Origin of the sequence: Nonomuraea sp. NPDC001636 (genome assembly GCF_040298265.1) — a bacterium.
In the GTDB taxonomy this organism is placed as follows: domain Bacteria; phylum Actinomycetota; class Actinomycetes; order Streptosporangiales; family Streptosporangiaceae; genus Nonomuraea.
Genome location: NZ_JBEOZT010000001.1, coordinates 648,697 through 664,160 on the forward strand (window position 1 = coordinate 648,697; position 15,464 = coordinate 664,160).

The following is a 15,464-nucleotide window of genomic DNA, read 5'->3' on the forward strand; positions in this document are numbered from 1 at the left end:
CAAGAGGGGTCACTTGGGGAGCCAGGCCTGCCACTTGGCGGTGTTGGCCTCGACCCACTTCTTGGCGGCCTGCTCGCCGGTCAGGCCGTTGTTGGTCATGTCGTTGGCGACCGCGTTCTGGTCCTCGTTGGTCCAGCTGAAGTTCTTGACCAGCTCGTACGCCTTGCCGCCGGTGTCGGCGAACTTCTTGCTGACGATCTTGTCGAGGTCCAGCTCGGCGTAGTCGCAGGCGACCTTCTTGGCGTCGGCGTCGCAGCCCTCGGTGTACGGGGGCAGGTTCACCCGGGTCAGCTCGACCTTGTCGAACAGCCAGTGGGGCGTCCAGAAGTAGAACAGCAGCGCCTTCTTCTGCGCCTGGGCCTGCTCGGCCGCCTTGAGCAGGGCCGCCTCGCTGCCGCCGGTCACCACCTTGTAGTTCAGCTTGAGGTTCTTGACCAGGGCCTCGTCGTTGGTGACGTAGCTCGGGTCGCCGTCGAGGAGCTGGCCCTTGCCGCCGGACTCCGACGTCTTGAACAGGTCGGCGTACTTGTTCAGGTTCTTGTAGTCGGTGATGTCGGGGTACTTGTCGGCCATCCACTTGGGCACGTACCAGCCGATGACGCCCTTGTTGCCGGTGGAGCCCGCCGAGAGCGCGACCTTCTTCTCGTCGATGAACTTCTTCTTCAGGTCCGGGTGGCCCCAGTTCTCGATGATGACGTCCACGTCGCCCGTCTCGAAGCCCTCCCAGGCGACCTGCTCCTTGATCTCGGGCAGCTGCACGTCGTACTTGAGCTCGTTCTTCAGCAGGTAGGCGACGACGTTCGCGCTGGCCTCGTAACCGACCCACGGGTTGATCGCGATCTTGACGGTGCCGGTCGTCGCCGCGCCGGAGGCGGCGCCGGCCGACGGGGCGGCGGAGCTGGGGGAGGTCTCCACCTTGGCGCCACCGCCGCAACCCACGGCGGTGAGGCCGACAACGAGCAGGCCTGCGAGCAGGCGAATCTTCATGTGCGCTTCCTCTTTCGGGGGGAAGGGCGCCTGTCGGCGCCCTGCGTGATGCGGTCGAGCATGACTCCGAGCAGAACGGTCGCGATGCCCGCCACGAAGCCCATGCCGAAATCCGTGCGCTGGGAGAAGCCGACGACCACGTCGTAGCCGAGCGCGCCCGCCCCGACCAGGCCGCCGACGACGACCATGGCCAGCGTCATCACGATGCCCTGGTTGGCGGCCAGCAGGATGGCCCGCCGCGCCATCGGCAGCTGCACCTTCCACAGGAGCTGGCCCGGGGTCGAGCCGGCCGACGCGGCCGCCTCGACGACCGTGGCGGGCACCCCTCTGATGCCGTCCTCGACCAGGCGGACCACGGGCGGCACCGCGTAGATCACCGAGGCGAAGATCGCGGTGAACCGGGTCGTCTCGAACAGGGCCAGCGCCGGCAGCAGGTAGACGAACGCGGGCATGGTCTGGGCGGCGTCCAGCAGCGGGCGCTGAACGGCCGACCAGCGCGGCGAGCGGGCCGCGGCCACCCCCAGCAGCAGGCCGACGACGAGGGTGACGAGCACCGCCACCGCGACCGTGGTCATCGTCTGCATGGCGTGCTCCCACACGCCGAGCAGCGCGATCGCCAGCAGGCAGCCGAGCGCGGTCAGCGCCGGGCGTACCCCGCTCACCCGCCAGGCCAGGGCCAGCACCGCGAGGGCGACCAGCCACCAGGGGGCGGAGGTGAGCAGGCCCTCCAGCGGGTTGAGCAGGAAGGCCGAGGTCAGGTCCTTGACGAACGTCGTGACCGGGTACCAGGTCGTCTCCGCCCAGCGGACGGCGTCGTTCACCGCGCCGGCGAAGGTGACCGTCAGGCCGCCGGGCCAGCCCGCGGGCAGCGCGAGCCCGGCCGCCACGCCCGCGACCGCCAGCGCCGCCGCGACCGCCAGGTCCGTCCGGCCGACCGACGCGTGCGCCTCGCGGCGGGCCACCGACATGAGCATGCGGTCGAGCACGACGGCCATGACCACGATGGCCAGGCCCGCCGGGAGCATGATGCCGACCTGGGCCCGCGACAGGCCGCGGATGATGTCGCCGCCCAGGCCGGGGGCCGAGATCAGGTTCGCGATCACGACCATCGACAGCGCCATCATGATGGTCTGGTTCACCGCCAGCGCGATCGTCGGGCGGGCCAGCGGCAGCTGCACCTTGAACAACGTCTGACGGCGGGTCGCGCCGAGCGACGCCGACGCCTCCACCGCCGTGGCGGAGACCCCCTCGACGGCCAGCGCCGTGATCCGGATCGCGGGCGGGATCGAGTAGATCATTGTCGCGATCGCCCCGGCCGGCGCGCCGATGTGGAAGAACAGCACGAGCGGCGCCAGGTAGGCGAACGTCGGCATGATCTGCATGACGTCCAGCACCGGCGTCAGCACCCGGCGCACCCGCGCCGACAGCCCGGCCCAGACGCCGAGCGGCACGCCGACCGCCAGCGACAGCAGCACCGAGGCCGCCACCAGCGCCAGCGTGTCCACGCTCGACTGCCACAGGCCGAGCACCCCGAACGCGCCCACGCCCGCCGCCGCGAGCAGCGCGACGCGCCAGCCGCCGGCCAGCCAGGCCAGCGCGGCCAGGACGCCGATGAGACCGGGCCAGTTGAGGGCGGTGAGCACGGTCTGGAAGAAGGTGTAGACGCCGTCGACGAACAGCCGGATGTAGTTGAGGAAGTACAGGAAGAGCGGGCTCTCGTTGCGGTGGTCGTCGATCCATTCGCGCAGCTCGGTGACCGCCAGGAACTGCGGCGCCTCCTTGTCGTGCGGCAGCGTGCCGGTGCCGCGGAAGACCAGGTACGCCACGGCGAACAGGACCGCGACCCCGGCGGGACCGGCCCATCTGGGGATCTTGAGCCTGGTGGGGGCGCTGACCGCGGTGGTGCTCACGCGCCTGTCCTCACCGCGGCGTCCGCACCGGCGAGGAAGGACAGCAGGTCCACGCGGTCCACGACGCCGGTCAGCTCGTCGCCGTCCATCACCCGGATCGGGCGAGAGGAGGCCGAGGCCGCGGCGATGGCGTCCTTGACCAGGGTGGTGGCGGGGAGCTGGGGGCCGTCCAGCGGCTCGCCGGGCTCGGGGGCGCGGCAGATCCAGCGCAGCGTCAGCACGTGGCTGCGCGGCACGTCGCGGACGAAGTCGGCCACGTAGTCGTCGGCCGGCGCGCCCACCAGCTCCTCGGCCGTGCCCAGCTGCACGATCGAGCCGGCCCGCATGATGGCGATGCGCTCGCCCAGCTTGAGCGCCTCGGACAGGTCGTGGGTGATGAACACCATCGTCTTGCCGACCTCGCGGTGGAGCCGGATCACCTCGGCCTGCATGTCGCGCCGGATCAGCGGGTCGAGCGCGCTGAACGGCTCGTCGAACAGCATGACCTGGGGATCGACGGCCAGTGCGCGGGCCAGGCCGACGCGTTGCTGCATGCCGCCGGAGAGCTGGTCGGGGTAGGAGCCGGCGTACCCGTCGAGGCCGACGAGGGTGAGGATCTCGGCGGCCCGCGCGTGCCTGGCGGCCCTGGGGGTGCCCTGGATCTCCAGGCCGTAGGCGACGTTGTCGATGACTTTGCGGTGCGGCAGCAGGCCGAAGTGCTGGAAGACCATGCTCACCCGGTGGCGGCGCAGCTCGCGCAGCCGGGCGGGGGAGGCGCGGCCGACGTCCTCGCCGCCGATGCTGATGCGGCCGGCGGTGGGCTCGACGAGCCTGGTCAGGCAGCGTACGAGGGTGGACTTGCCGCTTCCCGACAGGCCCATGACGACGAAGACCTCGCCGGGGCGCACCTCGAAGCTCACGTCGCGGACGGCGGCGGTGCAACCGGTCTTCTCTCGCAGAGCGGCGGGGTCGAGGTGTCTGTCCTCGCTGTCCAGCACCTTTTGCGCCCTGGATCCGAAGATCTTCCAAAGCCCTTCGACGCTGATAGCCGCGCTGTCGGGAGAATCCCGCACTCTCGCCTCCTCGATTGCCGGGGCTCAACATATGCGGTGAATAACGCAAATCTCAACGCTGTGACCTGTGAGAGACCTGGCTGCTCCTCCCGTGTTATGCGCTTGGAACGCACTAAACGCCCATACGCGGACATATGAATGTATAGAGGGCTATTTCTGGTTGATCGGACGGCGAGATGGGGCTCCAGCTTTCGTCCCACTGGGCACAGAAGTTGAATTTCGCACCGATATGTGCGGGTGGCCACCTCCGCTTAGGATGTGTTCCAATTACCCGCACTTGCTGATTTCTCTCAAGGGCCACAGCCCTGACAAATACGCCGATTCGGGCGAGGTGCGTTCGGTGACAACACAGCTGGGCGAGCGGCAGGCCGTCGAAGGCAACTGGCGCCTGCGCAATTGGCGCGTACGTGCGCGCCTGGTCGCCCTCATCCTGGTGCCGACCGCCGCCGCCGTGCTGCTGGGCGGCGTCCAGGTGCTGACCTCGACGGGCGCCGCCGCCGACTACGACCGGACGAACCGATTAGCCGTGCTGTCGGAGCAGGTGGGCGACCTGACCCACCAGCTCGCCGGCGAACGGGCCAAGACCGCCTGGTACATCGCCAGGAACCGGCCGGTGAACGGGCTCGGCGGCGTCCGGTCCCAGATGGACCAGGTGGACGTCGCCATCAGGGAGGTACGCGGCACCGCCCAGCAGATCCTGGCCGACGTCGAGGGCCGTACCGCCGACCAGATCGAGAACATGCTCACCCGCCTGGACGACCTGACCTCGCTGCGCGAGCAGGCGATGGACGCCGACCTGCTGCCCGGCCCCGCCGTCGACCTCTACACGACGGTGATCGGCGACCTCCTCTCCATCCACACCGAACTGATCAAGGGCAGCTCCGACGACGAGCTGTTCCGCCAGACCCGCATGCTGGACGGCCTGGCCAGGGCGAAGGAGAGCGTCTCCTACCAGCAGGCGCTGCTCACCACCGTCCTGGTCGAGGGCGCCTTCGGCCAGGACCAGCTCAAGCGCTTCCTCGGCGAGCTGTCCGCCGAGACCGCCGACCGCAGGGGCTTCGCCGCCGAGGCCACCGCCGACGAGCGCCGCTTCTTCGACGAGACCGTCAACGGCCGCAGCGCCGACCGCATGTTGTTCCTGCGCGAGCTGGTGCTCATCAGGGCCTCGGCCTCGCTGCCGCTGCGCGGGCTGGACCTGGCCAAGCGCGACGACGCCAAGGAGTGGTTCGACGCCTCCAACGTCGTCGTGGACTCCATGCGCAAGGTCGAGCAGCACCAGGCCGCCGGGATCGTGGCGCGCAGCGCCACGCTCAGCGCCGAGGAGCAGCGGCGGGCGCTGGTCATCGCGGGCGCGGTGCTCGCGCTGCTGGTCGCCGTCCTGCTGATCACCACCGGCGTGGCCAGATCGCTGGTCCGGCCGCTGCGCAGGCTGCGCGGCGAGGCGCTGGAGATCGCCGGGCGCCGCCTGCCGGACTTCGTCCAGCACCTGCGCGAGTCGCGCGACGGCGCGGTCGACGCCGAGGTGCCGCCCATCGGCATCTTCTCCAGGGACGAGGTCGGCGAGGTCGCCCGCGCCTTCGACGAGGTGCACCGCGAGGCCGTCCGGCTGGCGGGCGACGAGGCGCGGCTGCGCTCCAACGTCAACGCGATGTTCGTCAACCTGTCGCGGCGCAGCCAGACCCTGGTCGAACGGCAGCTCACCCTGATCGAGCGCCTGGAGCGCGGCGAGCGCGACGACGAGCGCCTCGGCGACCTGTTCAAGCTCGACCATCTGGCCACCCGCATGCGCCGCAACAGCGAGAACCTGCTGGTCCTGGCCGGCCAGGAGGCCGCGCGCAAGTGGAGCGAGCCGGTCGAGCTCATGGACATCGTGCGCGCGGCGCTCGGCGAGGTCGAGAGCTACGACCGGGTCAGCGTCCAGGCGCAGTCGGACGTCGCCATCGCCGGGCAGGCCGTCACCGACGTGGTGCACCTGCTGGCCGAGCTGGTCGAGAACTCGGTCTCGTTCTCCTCCAAGGACACCAAGGTGATCATCTCCAGCAGCCGCATCGACGGCGGCGGGCTGATGGTCTCGGTGACCGACAACGGCATCGGCATGACCCCCGAGGAACTGGCCGAGGCCAACTGGCGGCTGGCCCACCCGCCGGTCGTGGACGTGTCCGTGTCGCGGCGGATGGGCCTGTTCGTGGTCGGGCGGCTCGCGCTGCGGCACAGCATCAAGGTGCAGCTGCGCCGCCAGGACATCGGCGGGCTGACCGCGATGGTGCTGATCCCGGAGATGCTGCTCGCCGCCGTCCCCGGCTCGCTGCCCGGGAACCTGCACGGCTCGATGGCCGCGGCCGCGCACACCCCGGCCATGTCCGCCATGGGCCGCCCGGACCAGGGACGCGCCGAGCCGTTCCCGAGTGCCGAGCCCTTCCCGAGCGCCGACCCGTTCCAGACTGCCGACTCGTTCCGGAGCGCCGAGCCTTTCCGCGGCGCCGAGCCTTTCCGTGGCGCCGAGTCGTTCCAGAGCGCCGAGCCCTTCCAGGGCGCCGAGTCCTTCCAGGGCGCCGAGCCGTACGCGCCGCCCACGGCCCCGATGCCCGCCTACGGGCACCCGTCGTTCGACCCCATGCCGTCCGCGGCCGAGTCGTCGTGGTTCACCTCGTCCTCCTCGCAGTCGGTCGAGCTGCCGGAGCCGTCCGGCGCGTCGTACCCGTCGTTCGCCACGGGGCCCGAGCCGGCCGAGCCGGCGGCCGGGAACGAGTTCCTGCCGATCTTCGCCTCGGTCGAGGAGAGCAGCTGGTTCAGCAAGGCCGCGCCGACCGCCGACCGGCGGGACCCGGCCTGGTCATCGCCCGCCGACCAGGGCTGGCAGGCGGCGAACACGACCGCCGAGCCCGCCCGGGGCGGCACCACGAACTCCGGCCTGCCCAAGCGCACGCCGCGAGCGAATCTGGTACCGGGCACCGCGGTTCCCCAGCCGCCGCCCGTGCCGGTTCCGCCGCCGTCCCCCGACCGGCTGCGCAGCCGGCTGGCCAGCTACCAGCAGGGCGTGCGCAAGGGCCGAGCCGAGCTAGAGGAGGACTGATGAAGGAACTGAGCCAGGGGGCCAGGGACATCAACTGGCTGGTGAGCGCGTTCGTCGAGGAGGTGCCCGGCGTGGCCCACGCCGTGGTCGTCTCCGCCGACGGCCTGCCGATGGCCTTCTCCCGCGGCTTCCCCAAGGACCGCGCCGACCAGCTCGCCGCCATCGCGGCCGGGCTGGTCAGCCTGACGCAGGGGTCGGCGCGGGTCTTCGAGGGCGGCGGCGTCACGCAGACCCTGGTGGAGATGGAACGCGGGCTGCTGCTGGTGATGTCGATCAGCGACGGGTCGTGCCTGGCGGTGCTGGCCGCGCCCGACTGTGACATGGGCCTGGTGGCGTACCAGATGACGATTCTGGTCGAACGCACGGGGCAGGTGCTGACCCCTGCCGTACGGGCGGAGTTGTCATCCGCGCGCCCCTGGTGATGGGAGTGGACGTTGGCATCGTGGCATGACGGGGAGCCGGAGCCCCAGCGCAGCTCGCTGGTGCGCATGTACGCCGTCACCGGCGGCAGGACGGCGCCGCGCACCGGCCTGGCCATGGAGGCGCTGGTCTCGTCGGCGACTTCGGCCCGGCTCGGCATGACCTACACCCGCGAGTACCGCGCGATCAGCGAACTGTGCCGCCAGGTGCGCTCGGTGGCCGAGATCTCCGCGCTGCTGGCCGTGCCGCTGGGCGTGGCGCGGGTGCTGGTCGCCGACATGGAGGCGGACGGGCTGGTCAAGGTCTACCAGCCGCAGCTGGAGGCCGGGCTGCCGGACCGCAGGCTGCTGGAGAGGGTCCTGAGTGGACTTCGCCGGCTCTAGCCCGGCGCTCACCTCGACGAAGATCGTCGTGGCGGGCGGGTTCGGCGTGGGGAAGACCACCTTCGTCGGCGCGGTGTCGGAGATCGTGCCGCTGACCACCGAGGCGGTGATGACCGACGCCTCCGCGGGGATCGACGACCTCGCGCACACCCCCGGCAAGTCCACCACCACGGTGGCCATGGACTTCGGCCGCGTCTCGCTCGAACGCGACCTGATCCTCTACCTGTTCGGCACGCCCGGCCAGCACCGGTTCTGGTTCATGTGGGACGACCTGGTGCGCGGCGCGATCGGCGCGGTCGTCCTGGTGGACACCCGCCGCCTGGCCGACAGCTTCCCCGCCATCGACTACTTCGAGGAGGCGCAGCTGCCGTTCGTCGTCGGCCTGAACGGCTGGGACGGGCGCTTCCCGCACGTGGAGAGCGAGGTGCGCGAGGCGCTCACGCTCTCACCCCAGGTGCCCATCGTGCGCACGGACGCGCGGGCCCGCCAGTCGGTCAAGAACACCCTGATCACCCTGGTTGAGCACGTGATCGGCGCCCGCCCCTACTGAGCGTTCCACCAGTACGCGGCCACCAGCTCGGCCACCAGCGTCTCGGTGAGCAGCGCCACGCCGGGGTCGTCGTCGTGCGCGTAGCGGATCGCCGCCGCGGCGTCCTTCACCTCGCCGCCCACGGAGATCACCGTGGAGCCGCGCTCGCGCACCCAGTCCATGGCCTGCTCGTCGTAGCGGGAGCCGGGGAAGAGCAGCGCCCGGTAGTCGAGGGTCTTGGTGAGGTAGACGTCGACGTGCGACCAGTCGCCCGCCTCGCAGGCGTCGGCCGCGCGGCGCGGGCCCTCGCGGAACATCAGCGCCGACTGCTCGGCCGACGACAGCCGCTCGGCGGGGGCGATCGTGTAGACGCCGTCGGGGCCGTCGAGGAGCTCCATGGTCAGCGGGAGCCATTCGTCCCGGCGGTCCAGGAGGTCGCGGGTGGCCTCGGCGGCCCGGGTGAGCAGCGCGGGCAGGTCGCCGCCCGTCCCGGTGAGCCGGGCTTCGAGCGCCAGCAGCAGGGCCAGCGTGTGCTGGAACGTCCGGCAGGCCACGCCGCCGCGCTCCTCGCCCGCGCCCATGGGGACGACCAGGTCGGCCGCCTCGGTGACGGGCGAGCCGGGCACGTTGGTGATCGCGGCCACGTACGACGGGCCCCCGGCGTAGCGGGCGAGGGCGTCGAGGGTCTCGCGGCTGCCGCCGGTGGCCGAGATCGGCACGACCAGCGTGTCCGGCCCGGCCGGGTAGGTCGCCGCGGCCGAGGCGTAGTCGGCGTAGGCGTCCACACCGGCCGCGCGCAGGCGCAGGGCCGCCACCCCGGCGGCGTACCGGGAGCTGCCCATGCCGAGGAACAGCACCCGGCGCACGCCCTCGGGCAGCCCGGCGAAGGGGTCGGCCGCGCGCAGCCCGTCGGCGAGGGCGGCCAGGGCGGCGGGCTTGGCCTCCAGGTCGGCCAGGTAGAGCTCGGGATTCACGGCAGTCTCTCCTCGGGGTACCAGGTGCGCAGCACGCCCATGGGGGCGTAGCGCCAGCGGGGCAGGTGGCGGGCGGCGTAGATCAGCTCGCGGCACTCCTGCTCGACCTCGAACGGGCGGATCAGGGTCTCGTCCAGCAGGTCGGAGCGGCCGAGGCCGGACAGGCGGTCGCGGTAGGCGTCCAGCAGGCCGGACCGGGCCCGCGCCACCCAGGCCGCGGCGTGGGCGGGCGGGGTGCCCCGGCGTTTGACGGCGATCTGGGCCACGTGCTCCAGGCTCGTGGTGAGCTGGGCGACGTCCCTGGCGGCCGGCTGGCGCACGCCGGTGTCGGCCACGGTCGGGTTGCCGTCGAAGTCGATCACGGCGTAGCCGTCGCGCCACCGCAGGATCTGGCCCACGTGCAGGTCGCCGTGGATCCTGATCACCGGGCCGGCGAAGCCCGCGCGCAGCGGCTCCAGCTCGCCGGCCAGGGCGCCGGCCCGCGTGGCCAGCCACTCGCCGTCTTCGCCGCCGGTGAGGGCGAGCGCCTCGGCCAGCGCGTCCGCGGCCCGCGCCGCCGGGTCCGCCTGCCGCGCGGACGAGCCGCCGGGCAGGGTGGACAGCGCGACGTGCAGGTCGGCGGCCAGCCGGCCGAGCTCGCCGGCGAACTGCGTGCCGCCGGACTCGGCCTCGTCCACGCACCACTCCCAGCCGTCGCGCGCCTCGGGCAGGTAGCCGGTCACCAGGGCGAGCAGCTCCTCGCCGGCGTCGGTGGCGCGGGTCAGGGCCAGGTACGGGGGAGCGGTGCCGGTGAAGCCGACCTCGACGAGGTGGGCGAAGATCTCGGGCGTCGGGTGGGGCAGCGGGACCGGCGGGGCCAGCCACTTCACGACCATCCGCTCGTCCACCACGACCGAGTGGTTGGTCTGGTCGACGTGCGGCCCGAAGTCGCGCTCGGCGGCCGTCGCCGCGAGGGCGGGAAGCTCATGGAACCGGCGGACGGCGAACGGGTGCGGCGGGTCGTGCGCGAGCGCCCGCAGCAGGCTCGTGGACAGGCCGTGATCCCGGTCGGAGACGGGCTCCGCCGCGAGCGCGGCGAGCCGGGGCGCAATTGAATCCCAGTTCAACAGATTGACCATGGTTCCCGATCGACGTGTGGAAGGAAGTCTCGCTCATGTTGATATCCGCTGCAACTTCGCCCTCTTCGGAGCCCGTCCGCGCATTAGGGGAAAAGCGCCTGCGCCGGTCAGGAGGGTACGGTCCCGCTCCAGGTGCTCTCTCCGGGCCGCCCCTGCCTCCATGCGCGGGCGGGCCCGCGCGGTGTCACCGCCGACCGACAACCCGCCCTGAGCGGATCCGGATCCTTCGCCCGTTTCCTGAGCACCCGCCAGGGATCGCGCGCTCCGGAGCCGATAGATTACGGCTGGGAGAGATGGCGCGAAGAGCGCGGCCCAAAGGCGGTCCGTACGCGAGGTGAGAGGTCCCTCACGGACCGGGATGAGGCGACTCCGTTATTGAATCTCAATTCAACACTCTGATCAAACTTCCTGGTAGCAATGTCGGGAAAAGTCTTGCTCATGTTGATTTCTGCTGCAACACTCCTGCTCTGGTCTGCCGTGTCCAGTAAGGTCGCGCGACCCCTCAATCCTCAGCACCAGAAGGAGTAGCGGCCGTGTCCCGTAACCGGTTCACCCGTCGTCTTCCGGCCGCCGTGGCGGTGGCCGGCCTCGCGCTAGCCGTCGCGGCGTGCGGCGGTGGGTCGTCGAGCAGCTCAGACGGCACGACCGCGGCCAAGGCCGAACAGCTCCAGCCCAACGCCGACCTGACCAAGCAGTCGCTCCAGGTGACCGTCTGGCCGGGCTACACCCCGGAGGAGCTGCCCGAGAAGGTCAAGCAGCAGCTCAAGGTCAAGGAGATGGGGATCACCAACCACGACACGAACGAGCTGGCGATGGCCAAGCTGACCGCCTCCGGCGACAGCGGCATCGACGTGGCCTTCGTGTCCGGCCAGTACGCCCAGGCGCTCAACGCCCAGGGCCTGCTGGAGCCCATCCACGCCGAGCTGATCCCCAACCTGGCCAATCTCTACCCCGAGGCCACCCAGCTCTCCTACGACAAGGGCAACAAGTACTCGGTGCCCTACACCTGGGGCACCACCGGCATCTGCTACCGCAGCGACCTGGTGAAGACGCCGCCGACGAGCTGGAACGACATCCTCAAGCCCGCGCCCTGGGCCGAGAAGAAGGTCACCATGATGACCACCGAGCGCTGGCTGGTCCTGCCCGCGCTCAAGGCGCTCGGCTACTCGGTCAACACCGAGAAGGACGAGGAGATCGCCAAGGCCAAGGAGCTCCTGGTCTCGCAGAAGCCGCACCTGCTGCGCTACGACGACACCACCTTCGGCGACCGGCTGAAGTCCGGCGAGGCCATCATGGTCGAGGCGTGGGACGGCTGGTGCCCCACCACGGACGAGAAGCAGAACATCAAGTTCGTGGTGCCGAAGGAGGGCAGCGACCTCTGGGTGGACACCATGGTGATCATGAAGTCCTCCAAGAACAAGGAGGCGGCGCACGCCTTCATCAACATGATCCTCGACCCGGAGATCCACCGCTGGGCGGCCGAGAACATCAACTACAAGGTTCCCAACAAGGCCGCCATGGACAAGGTGACCATCCCCAAGGGCTCGCTGCTGGACATCAAGCCGGCGGAACTGCTCAACGGTGAGTCGATCATCGACCTGGGACAGGCGTCGACCAAGTTCAGCCGCCTGTCGCAGGAAGTCACGGCCGGATAGTCGTTGGTGCAGTGAGATCCGAGGTCAAGGCCCGGCCGGTGTCCCGTAAGCGGGGTCGCCGGCTGGGCGCGTTCGTTTTCCTTTCGCCAGGTCTGACGTACCTGGTCGTGCTGCTTCTCGTGCCGCTGGCGCTGGTGCTCAGCTACACCGTCTTCCAGCGGGGGCGCTTCGGGGGCATCGTCTACGAGTTCACGCTGGAGAACTTCCAGCGCCTGTTCGACTCGCTCTATCTGAACGTCGTCGGCGACTCGCTGAAGATGGCCACGATCGCCACGCTGATCGCGTTGCTGCTCGGCTACCCGACGGCGTACCTGATCGCCCAGCTCCCGTCGAAGTGGAAGACGATCGCCCTGGTGGCGGTCGTGCTGCCCTTCTGGACGAACTTCATCATCCGCGTCTACGCGTGGATCATCATGCTGAGCAGCCAGGGGCTGCTCAGCTCCCTGCTGGGCAAGGAGATGGAGCTGCTGTACACCCAGGGCGCGATCGTCACCGGGCTGCTCTACTCCTACCTGCCGCTCATGGTGCTGCCGTTGTACTCCTCGATCGAGAAGCTCGACCCGCAGTTGCGCGAGGCGTCGGCGAACCTCGGCGCCTCGGCGTTCACCACGTTCCGGAAGGTGACGCTGCCGCTCACCCTGCCCGGCGCGCTGACCGGGGCGATGTTCGTGTTCGTGCCGAGCTTCGGCAACTTCGTCATCCCCGAGATGCTCGGCGGCAACAAGTCCATCATGGTGGGGAACCTGATCCGCAACCAGTTCCTGGTCGCGCGCGACTGGCCGTTCGGCTCGGCGCTGGTGCTGGCGCTGATCGCGGTGCTGATCCTGCTGCTGCTCGTGCAGGCGTGGGCGGCCCGCCGTGCGTAGACCCAAGCTGCTGTACGTGCCGTTCTGGGCGACCTACGCCTTCCTGTACGTGCCGATCATCGTCCTGGTCGTCATGTCGTTCAACTCCGGCAAGTCGGCCTACACCTACGAGGGCTTCAGCCTCAAGTGGTACGGCGAGCTGGCCGCCGACGAGAAGATTAGGGAGGGCCTGGTCAACACCCTGATCGTGGCCCTGGGCTCGACGGCGATCGCCACGGTGCTCGGCACGCTGCTGGCCGTCGGCCTGGCCCGGTACACCAGGTCGAAGCTCCTCGACGCGATCTCGCTCATGCCGGCCGTGCTGCCCGACCTGGTGCTCGGGATCGGGCTGCTGGTCCTGTACGCCCTGATCAACACCTTCCTGGCCCAGTGGGACGCCCAGTTCGCGCTCGGCCTGCCCACGGTGACCATCGCGCACGCCGTGTTCTCGATGGCGTTCGTGGCGGCGGTGGTGCGCACCCGGCTCACCAACGCCGACACCTCGCTGGAGGAGGCCTCGCGCGACCTGGGGGCCGGGCCGGTGGTCACGTTCATGAGGGTCACGCTGCCGCAGCTGGTGCCCGGGATCGTGGCCGGGGCGCTGCTGGCGTTCACGCTGTCGCTGGACGAGTTCGTGATCGCCTTCTTCACGATCGGCAACGCCGAGCCGACGCTGCCGATCGTCATCTACTCAATGGTTCGTTTCGGGGTGACCCCGAAGATCAACGCGCTGGCCGCGATCCTGCTCCTCGTGAGCTTCACGGCGGTGATCGCCGGGCAGCGGATGACCAAGATCGGGAAATCACGTGCTCAGGATTGACGGGGTCACCCGCAGGTTCGGTGACGTCACCGCGCTCGACGGCGTCTCGCTGGAGATCGAGCAGGGCGAGTTCTTCGCCCTGCTCGGCCCCTCAGGCTGCGGCAAGACCACCCTGCTGCGCATCATCGCCGGGTTCGAGACGCCGGACGCCGGCACGGTCACGCTCGACAGCGAGGACCTGCTGTCCAAGCAGCCCAACCGGCGGCCGATCAGCCTCATGTTCCAGTCGTACGCGCTGTTCCCGCACATGACCGTGGCCAAGAACGTGGCCTACGGCCTGGAGCGGGAGAAGCTGCCCCGGCAGGAGATCAAGCAGCGGGTCGGCGAGGTGCTGGAGACCGTGGGCCTGTCGGCGCACGCCTCGCGCAAGCCCGCGCAGCTGTCCGGCGGCCAGCGGCAGCGGGTCGCGCTGGCCCGCTCCATCGTCAAGCGGCCGCGGCTGCTGCTGCTCGACGAACCGCTGTCGGCCCTGGACAAGAAGGTCCGCGCGGACATGCAGCTGGAGCTCAAGCGGCTGCAGAGCGAGGTCGGCATCACCTTCGTGGTCGTCACGCACGACCAGGAGGAGGCCATGTCGCTGGCCGACCGCATCGCGGTCTTCGACAGCGGCAGCGTGCGCCAGGTGGACGCCCCCGTGGCCCTGTACGAGCGCCCGCGCTCGCCGTTCGTGGCCGACTTCGTCGGGGCGAACAACCTGTTCGAGGGCGTCTGCACCGGCCTGGACGGGATCAAGAGCGAGGAGTTCGGCATGCTGGCCGGCACGCCGCTCGAAGAGCTGGCCGCCGACACCAAGGGGCTGCTCGCGGTGCGGCCCGAGAAGATCGAGCTGGCCGACGAGAACGCGGCGCGGGGCCTGAAGGGCAGCGTCCTGGACGTGAGCTTCTACGGCGGCGTCTCGCACATCTCCGTGGACGTGCCAGGACGGGCCAAGCCCGTGCTCGCCGCGGTGCAGGGGGCGAGCACGGTGCAGCCCGGCGCCAAGGTGAAGGTGCGCTGGGAGGCCCAGGACGCCGTCATCATGGCGGTCGATCAATGAGCCAGGTCGTTGCCCGTCGCCGCCCGCGCGTACGACAGGATCAGCTCGGCCGCCTCGTCGGGGCCGATCAGCGGGTGCCTGGCGGTGATGCGGTAGCCGTAGGCGTCCTCCAGGGCCACCAGGTTGCGCGCGACGGTCACGGAGTCGGCCGTCAGCCGGAAGACCCCGAGCGCGGCCCCGGTGTCCAGGATCGCCTGGTACATCGACACCTGGCGGTCGTACAGCGAGGTGAGCAGCACGCCGTAGACCCGGTTGCGGCCCGCGGCGCCGCCCAGCTCGTTGAGCAGGCGGACGTCGGGGTCGAGCGGCCCGGTCGGCAACCCCGACCGGATCGTGACGACCAGCTTCTCGACCGGGTCGGTGAAGTCGGCCAGGCGGCGCATGCGCAGCTCGTAGAACCGCTCCATGCCCGCGTGTTGTGCCTCGACCAGCAGTTCGCCCAGGTCGGGGTAGTGGTAGAGCACGGCGCCGGAGGTCAGACCGGCCTCCTCGGCGACGTGCGAGAGCTGTACTCCGTCAATGCCATGGCGGATGATGGCTCGGCGCGCGGCCTCGATCAAGTCGATGCGCCGGTCACTACGGCTTTTGCGCTGGGCCACGACCACCACCCCCCGTGCGTTTGGTCACCATTCAGATCGGCCGTGACCATAGTGCACTTAACT

The 15,464-nt window shown here is 70.3% G+C and carries 14 protein-coding genes; 8 read left to right on the forward strand and 6 right to left on the reverse strand.

Translation table 11 applies throughout. The features are described 5' to 3' along the window. Nucleotides 1-9 precede the first annotated feature (9 nt). The 3 genes from ABT158_RS03025 to ABT158_RS03035 are packed head-to-tail and all read right to left on the reverse strand — an operon-like array spanning nt 10 to nt 3,874. Nucleotides 10-987: an ABC transporter substrate-binding protein gene (locus tag ABT158_RS03025; protein WP_352350246.1), complete on the reverse strand. Its 978-nt coding sequence runs from the start codon at nt 985-987 to the stop codon at nt 10-12. Then, a complete protein-coding gene (locus ABT158_RS03030) occupies nt 984-2,897 on the reverse strand; it encodes an ABC transporter permease (protein WP_352350248.1) in 1,914 nt (637 codons plus the stop codon). Before ABT158_RS03030 ends, ABT158_RS03025 begins: the two co-directional genes overlap by 4 nt. After that, nucleotides 2,894-3,874: a quaternary amine ABC transporter ATP-binding protein gene (locus ABT158_RS03035; RefSeq protein ID WP_352350250.1), complete on the reverse strand. Its 981-nt coding sequence runs from the start codon at nt 3,872-3,874 to the stop codon at nt 2,894-2,896. The genes ABT158_RS03030 and ABT158_RS03035 overlap by 4 nt, the downstream gene beginning before the upstream one ends. A 415-nt stretch (nt 3,875-4,289) precedes the next feature. Between ABT158_RS03035 and ABT158_RS03040 the strand changes: the two genes are divergently transcribed. From ABT158_RS03040 to ABT158_RS03055, 4 genes are all read left to right on the forward strand, one after another. Then, the gene (locus ABT158_RS03040) at nt 4,290-7,022 is read left to right on the forward strand and encodes a nitrate- and nitrite sensing domain-containing protein (RefSeq protein WP_352350251.1); all 2,733 of its coding nucleotides are present in this window, start codon (nt 4,290-4,292) and stop codon (nt 7,020-7,022) included. Beyond that, nucleotides 7,022-7,444: a roadblock/LC7 domain-containing protein gene (locus ABT158_RS03045; RefSeq protein WP_352321436.1), complete on the forward strand. Its 423-nt coding sequence runs from the start codon at nt 7,022-7,024 to the stop codon at nt 7,442-7,444. Before ABT158_RS03040 ends, ABT158_RS03045 begins: the two co-directional genes overlap by 1 nt. A gap of 66 nt (nt 7,445-7,510) precedes the next feature. Beyond that, the gene (locus tag ABT158_RS03050; protein WP_229824241.1) at nt 7,511-7,825 is read left to right on the forward strand and encodes a DUF742 domain-containing protein; all 315 of its coding nucleotides are present in this window, start codon (nt 7,511-7,513) and stop codon (nt 7,823-7,825) included. Next, a complete protein-coding gene (locus ABT158_RS03055) occupies nt 7,806-8,375 on the forward strand; it encodes a GTP-binding protein (RefSeq protein ID WP_352350254.1) in 570 nt (189 codons plus the stop codon). Before ABT158_RS03050 ends, ABT158_RS03055 begins: the two co-directional genes overlap by 20 nt. On the opposite strand, the gene ABT158_RS03060 is transcribed toward ABT158_RS03055, so the two are convergent. Together ABT158_RS03060 and ABT158_RS03065 are read right to left on the reverse strand one after the other, a co-directional pair. Next, nucleotides 8,369-9,328 carry an SIS domain-containing protein gene (locus ABT158_RS03060; RefSeq protein ID WP_352350256.1) on the reverse strand — a complete coding sequence of 320 codons (960 nt, stop codon included), beginning with the start codon at nt 9,326-9,328 and terminating at the stop codon, nt 8,369-8,371. The genes ABT158_RS03055 and ABT158_RS03060 overlap by 7 nt on opposite strands. Beyond that, nucleotides 9,325-10,434, reverse strand: coding sequence for a hypothetical protein (locus tag ABT158_RS03065; protein WP_352350258.1), 1,110 nt, complete (start codon nt 10,432-10,434; stop codon nt 9,325-9,327). The genes ABT158_RS03060 and ABT158_RS03065 overlap by 4 nt, the downstream gene beginning before the upstream one ends. A 545-nt stretch (nt 10,435-10,979) precedes the next feature. On the opposite strand from ABT158_RS03065, the gene ABT158_RS03070 reads away from it, so the two are divergent. The 4 genes from ABT158_RS03070 to ABT158_RS03085 all read left to right on the forward strand — a co-directional run bounded on the left by ABT158_RS03070 (nt 10,980) and on the right by ABT158_RS03085 (nt 14,802). Continuing rightward, complete coding sequence (locus ABT158_RS03070; RefSeq protein WP_352350260.1) at nt 10,980-12,101, forward strand: polyamine ABC transporter substrate-binding protein; 1,122 nt, start codon at nt 10,980-10,982, stop codon at nt 12,099-12,101. Nucleotides 12,102-12,208: 107 nt separating this feature from the next. After that, the gene (locus ABT158_RS03075; protein ID WP_352350262.1) at nt 12,209-12,967 is read left to right on the forward strand and encodes an ABC transporter permease; all 759 of its coding nucleotides are present in this window, start codon (nt 12,209-12,211) and stop codon (nt 12,965-12,967) included. After that, the gene (locus ABT158_RS03080) at nt 12,960-13,766 is read left to right on the forward strand and encodes an ABC transporter permease (RefSeq protein ID WP_352350264.1); all 807 of its coding nucleotides are present in this window, start codon (nt 12,960-12,962) and stop codon (nt 13,764-13,766) included. The genes ABT158_RS03075 and ABT158_RS03080 overlap by 8 nt, the downstream gene beginning before the upstream one ends. Further along, complete coding sequence (locus ABT158_RS03085) at nt 13,753-14,802, forward strand: ABC transporter ATP-binding protein (RefSeq protein WP_352350266.1); 1,050 nt, start codon at nt 13,753-13,755, stop codon at nt 14,800-14,802. The genes ABT158_RS03080 and ABT158_RS03085 overlap by 14 nt, the downstream gene beginning before the upstream one ends. Here the strand turns inward: ABT158_RS03085 and ABT158_RS03090 are convergent. Continuing rightward, on the reverse strand, nt 14,796-15,401 hold the full coding sequence (locus ABT158_RS03090; RefSeq protein WP_352350268.1) for a TetR/AcrR family transcriptional regulator: 606 nt from the start codon (nt 15,399-15,401) through the stop codon (nt 14,796-14,798). The genes ABT158_RS03085 and ABT158_RS03090 overlap by 7 nt on opposite strands. Nucleotides 15,402-15,464: the final 63 nt, after the last annotated feature.

Excerpts from the sequence above, each read along its gene's own strand:
- ABT158_RS03025 (WP_352350246.1), bottom strand. The coding sequence starts at position 987 with ATGAAGATTCGCCTGCTCGCAGGCCTGCTCGTTGTCGGCCTCACCGCC.
- ABT158_RS03045 (WP_352321436.1), top strand. The coding sequence starts at position 7,022 with ATGAAGGAACTGAGCCAGGGGGCCAGGGACATCAACTGGCTGGTGAGC.
- ABT158_RS03050 (WP_229824241.1), top strand. The coding sequence starts at position 7,511 with ATGTACGCCGTCACCGGCGGCAGGACGGCGCCGCGCACCGGCCTGGCC.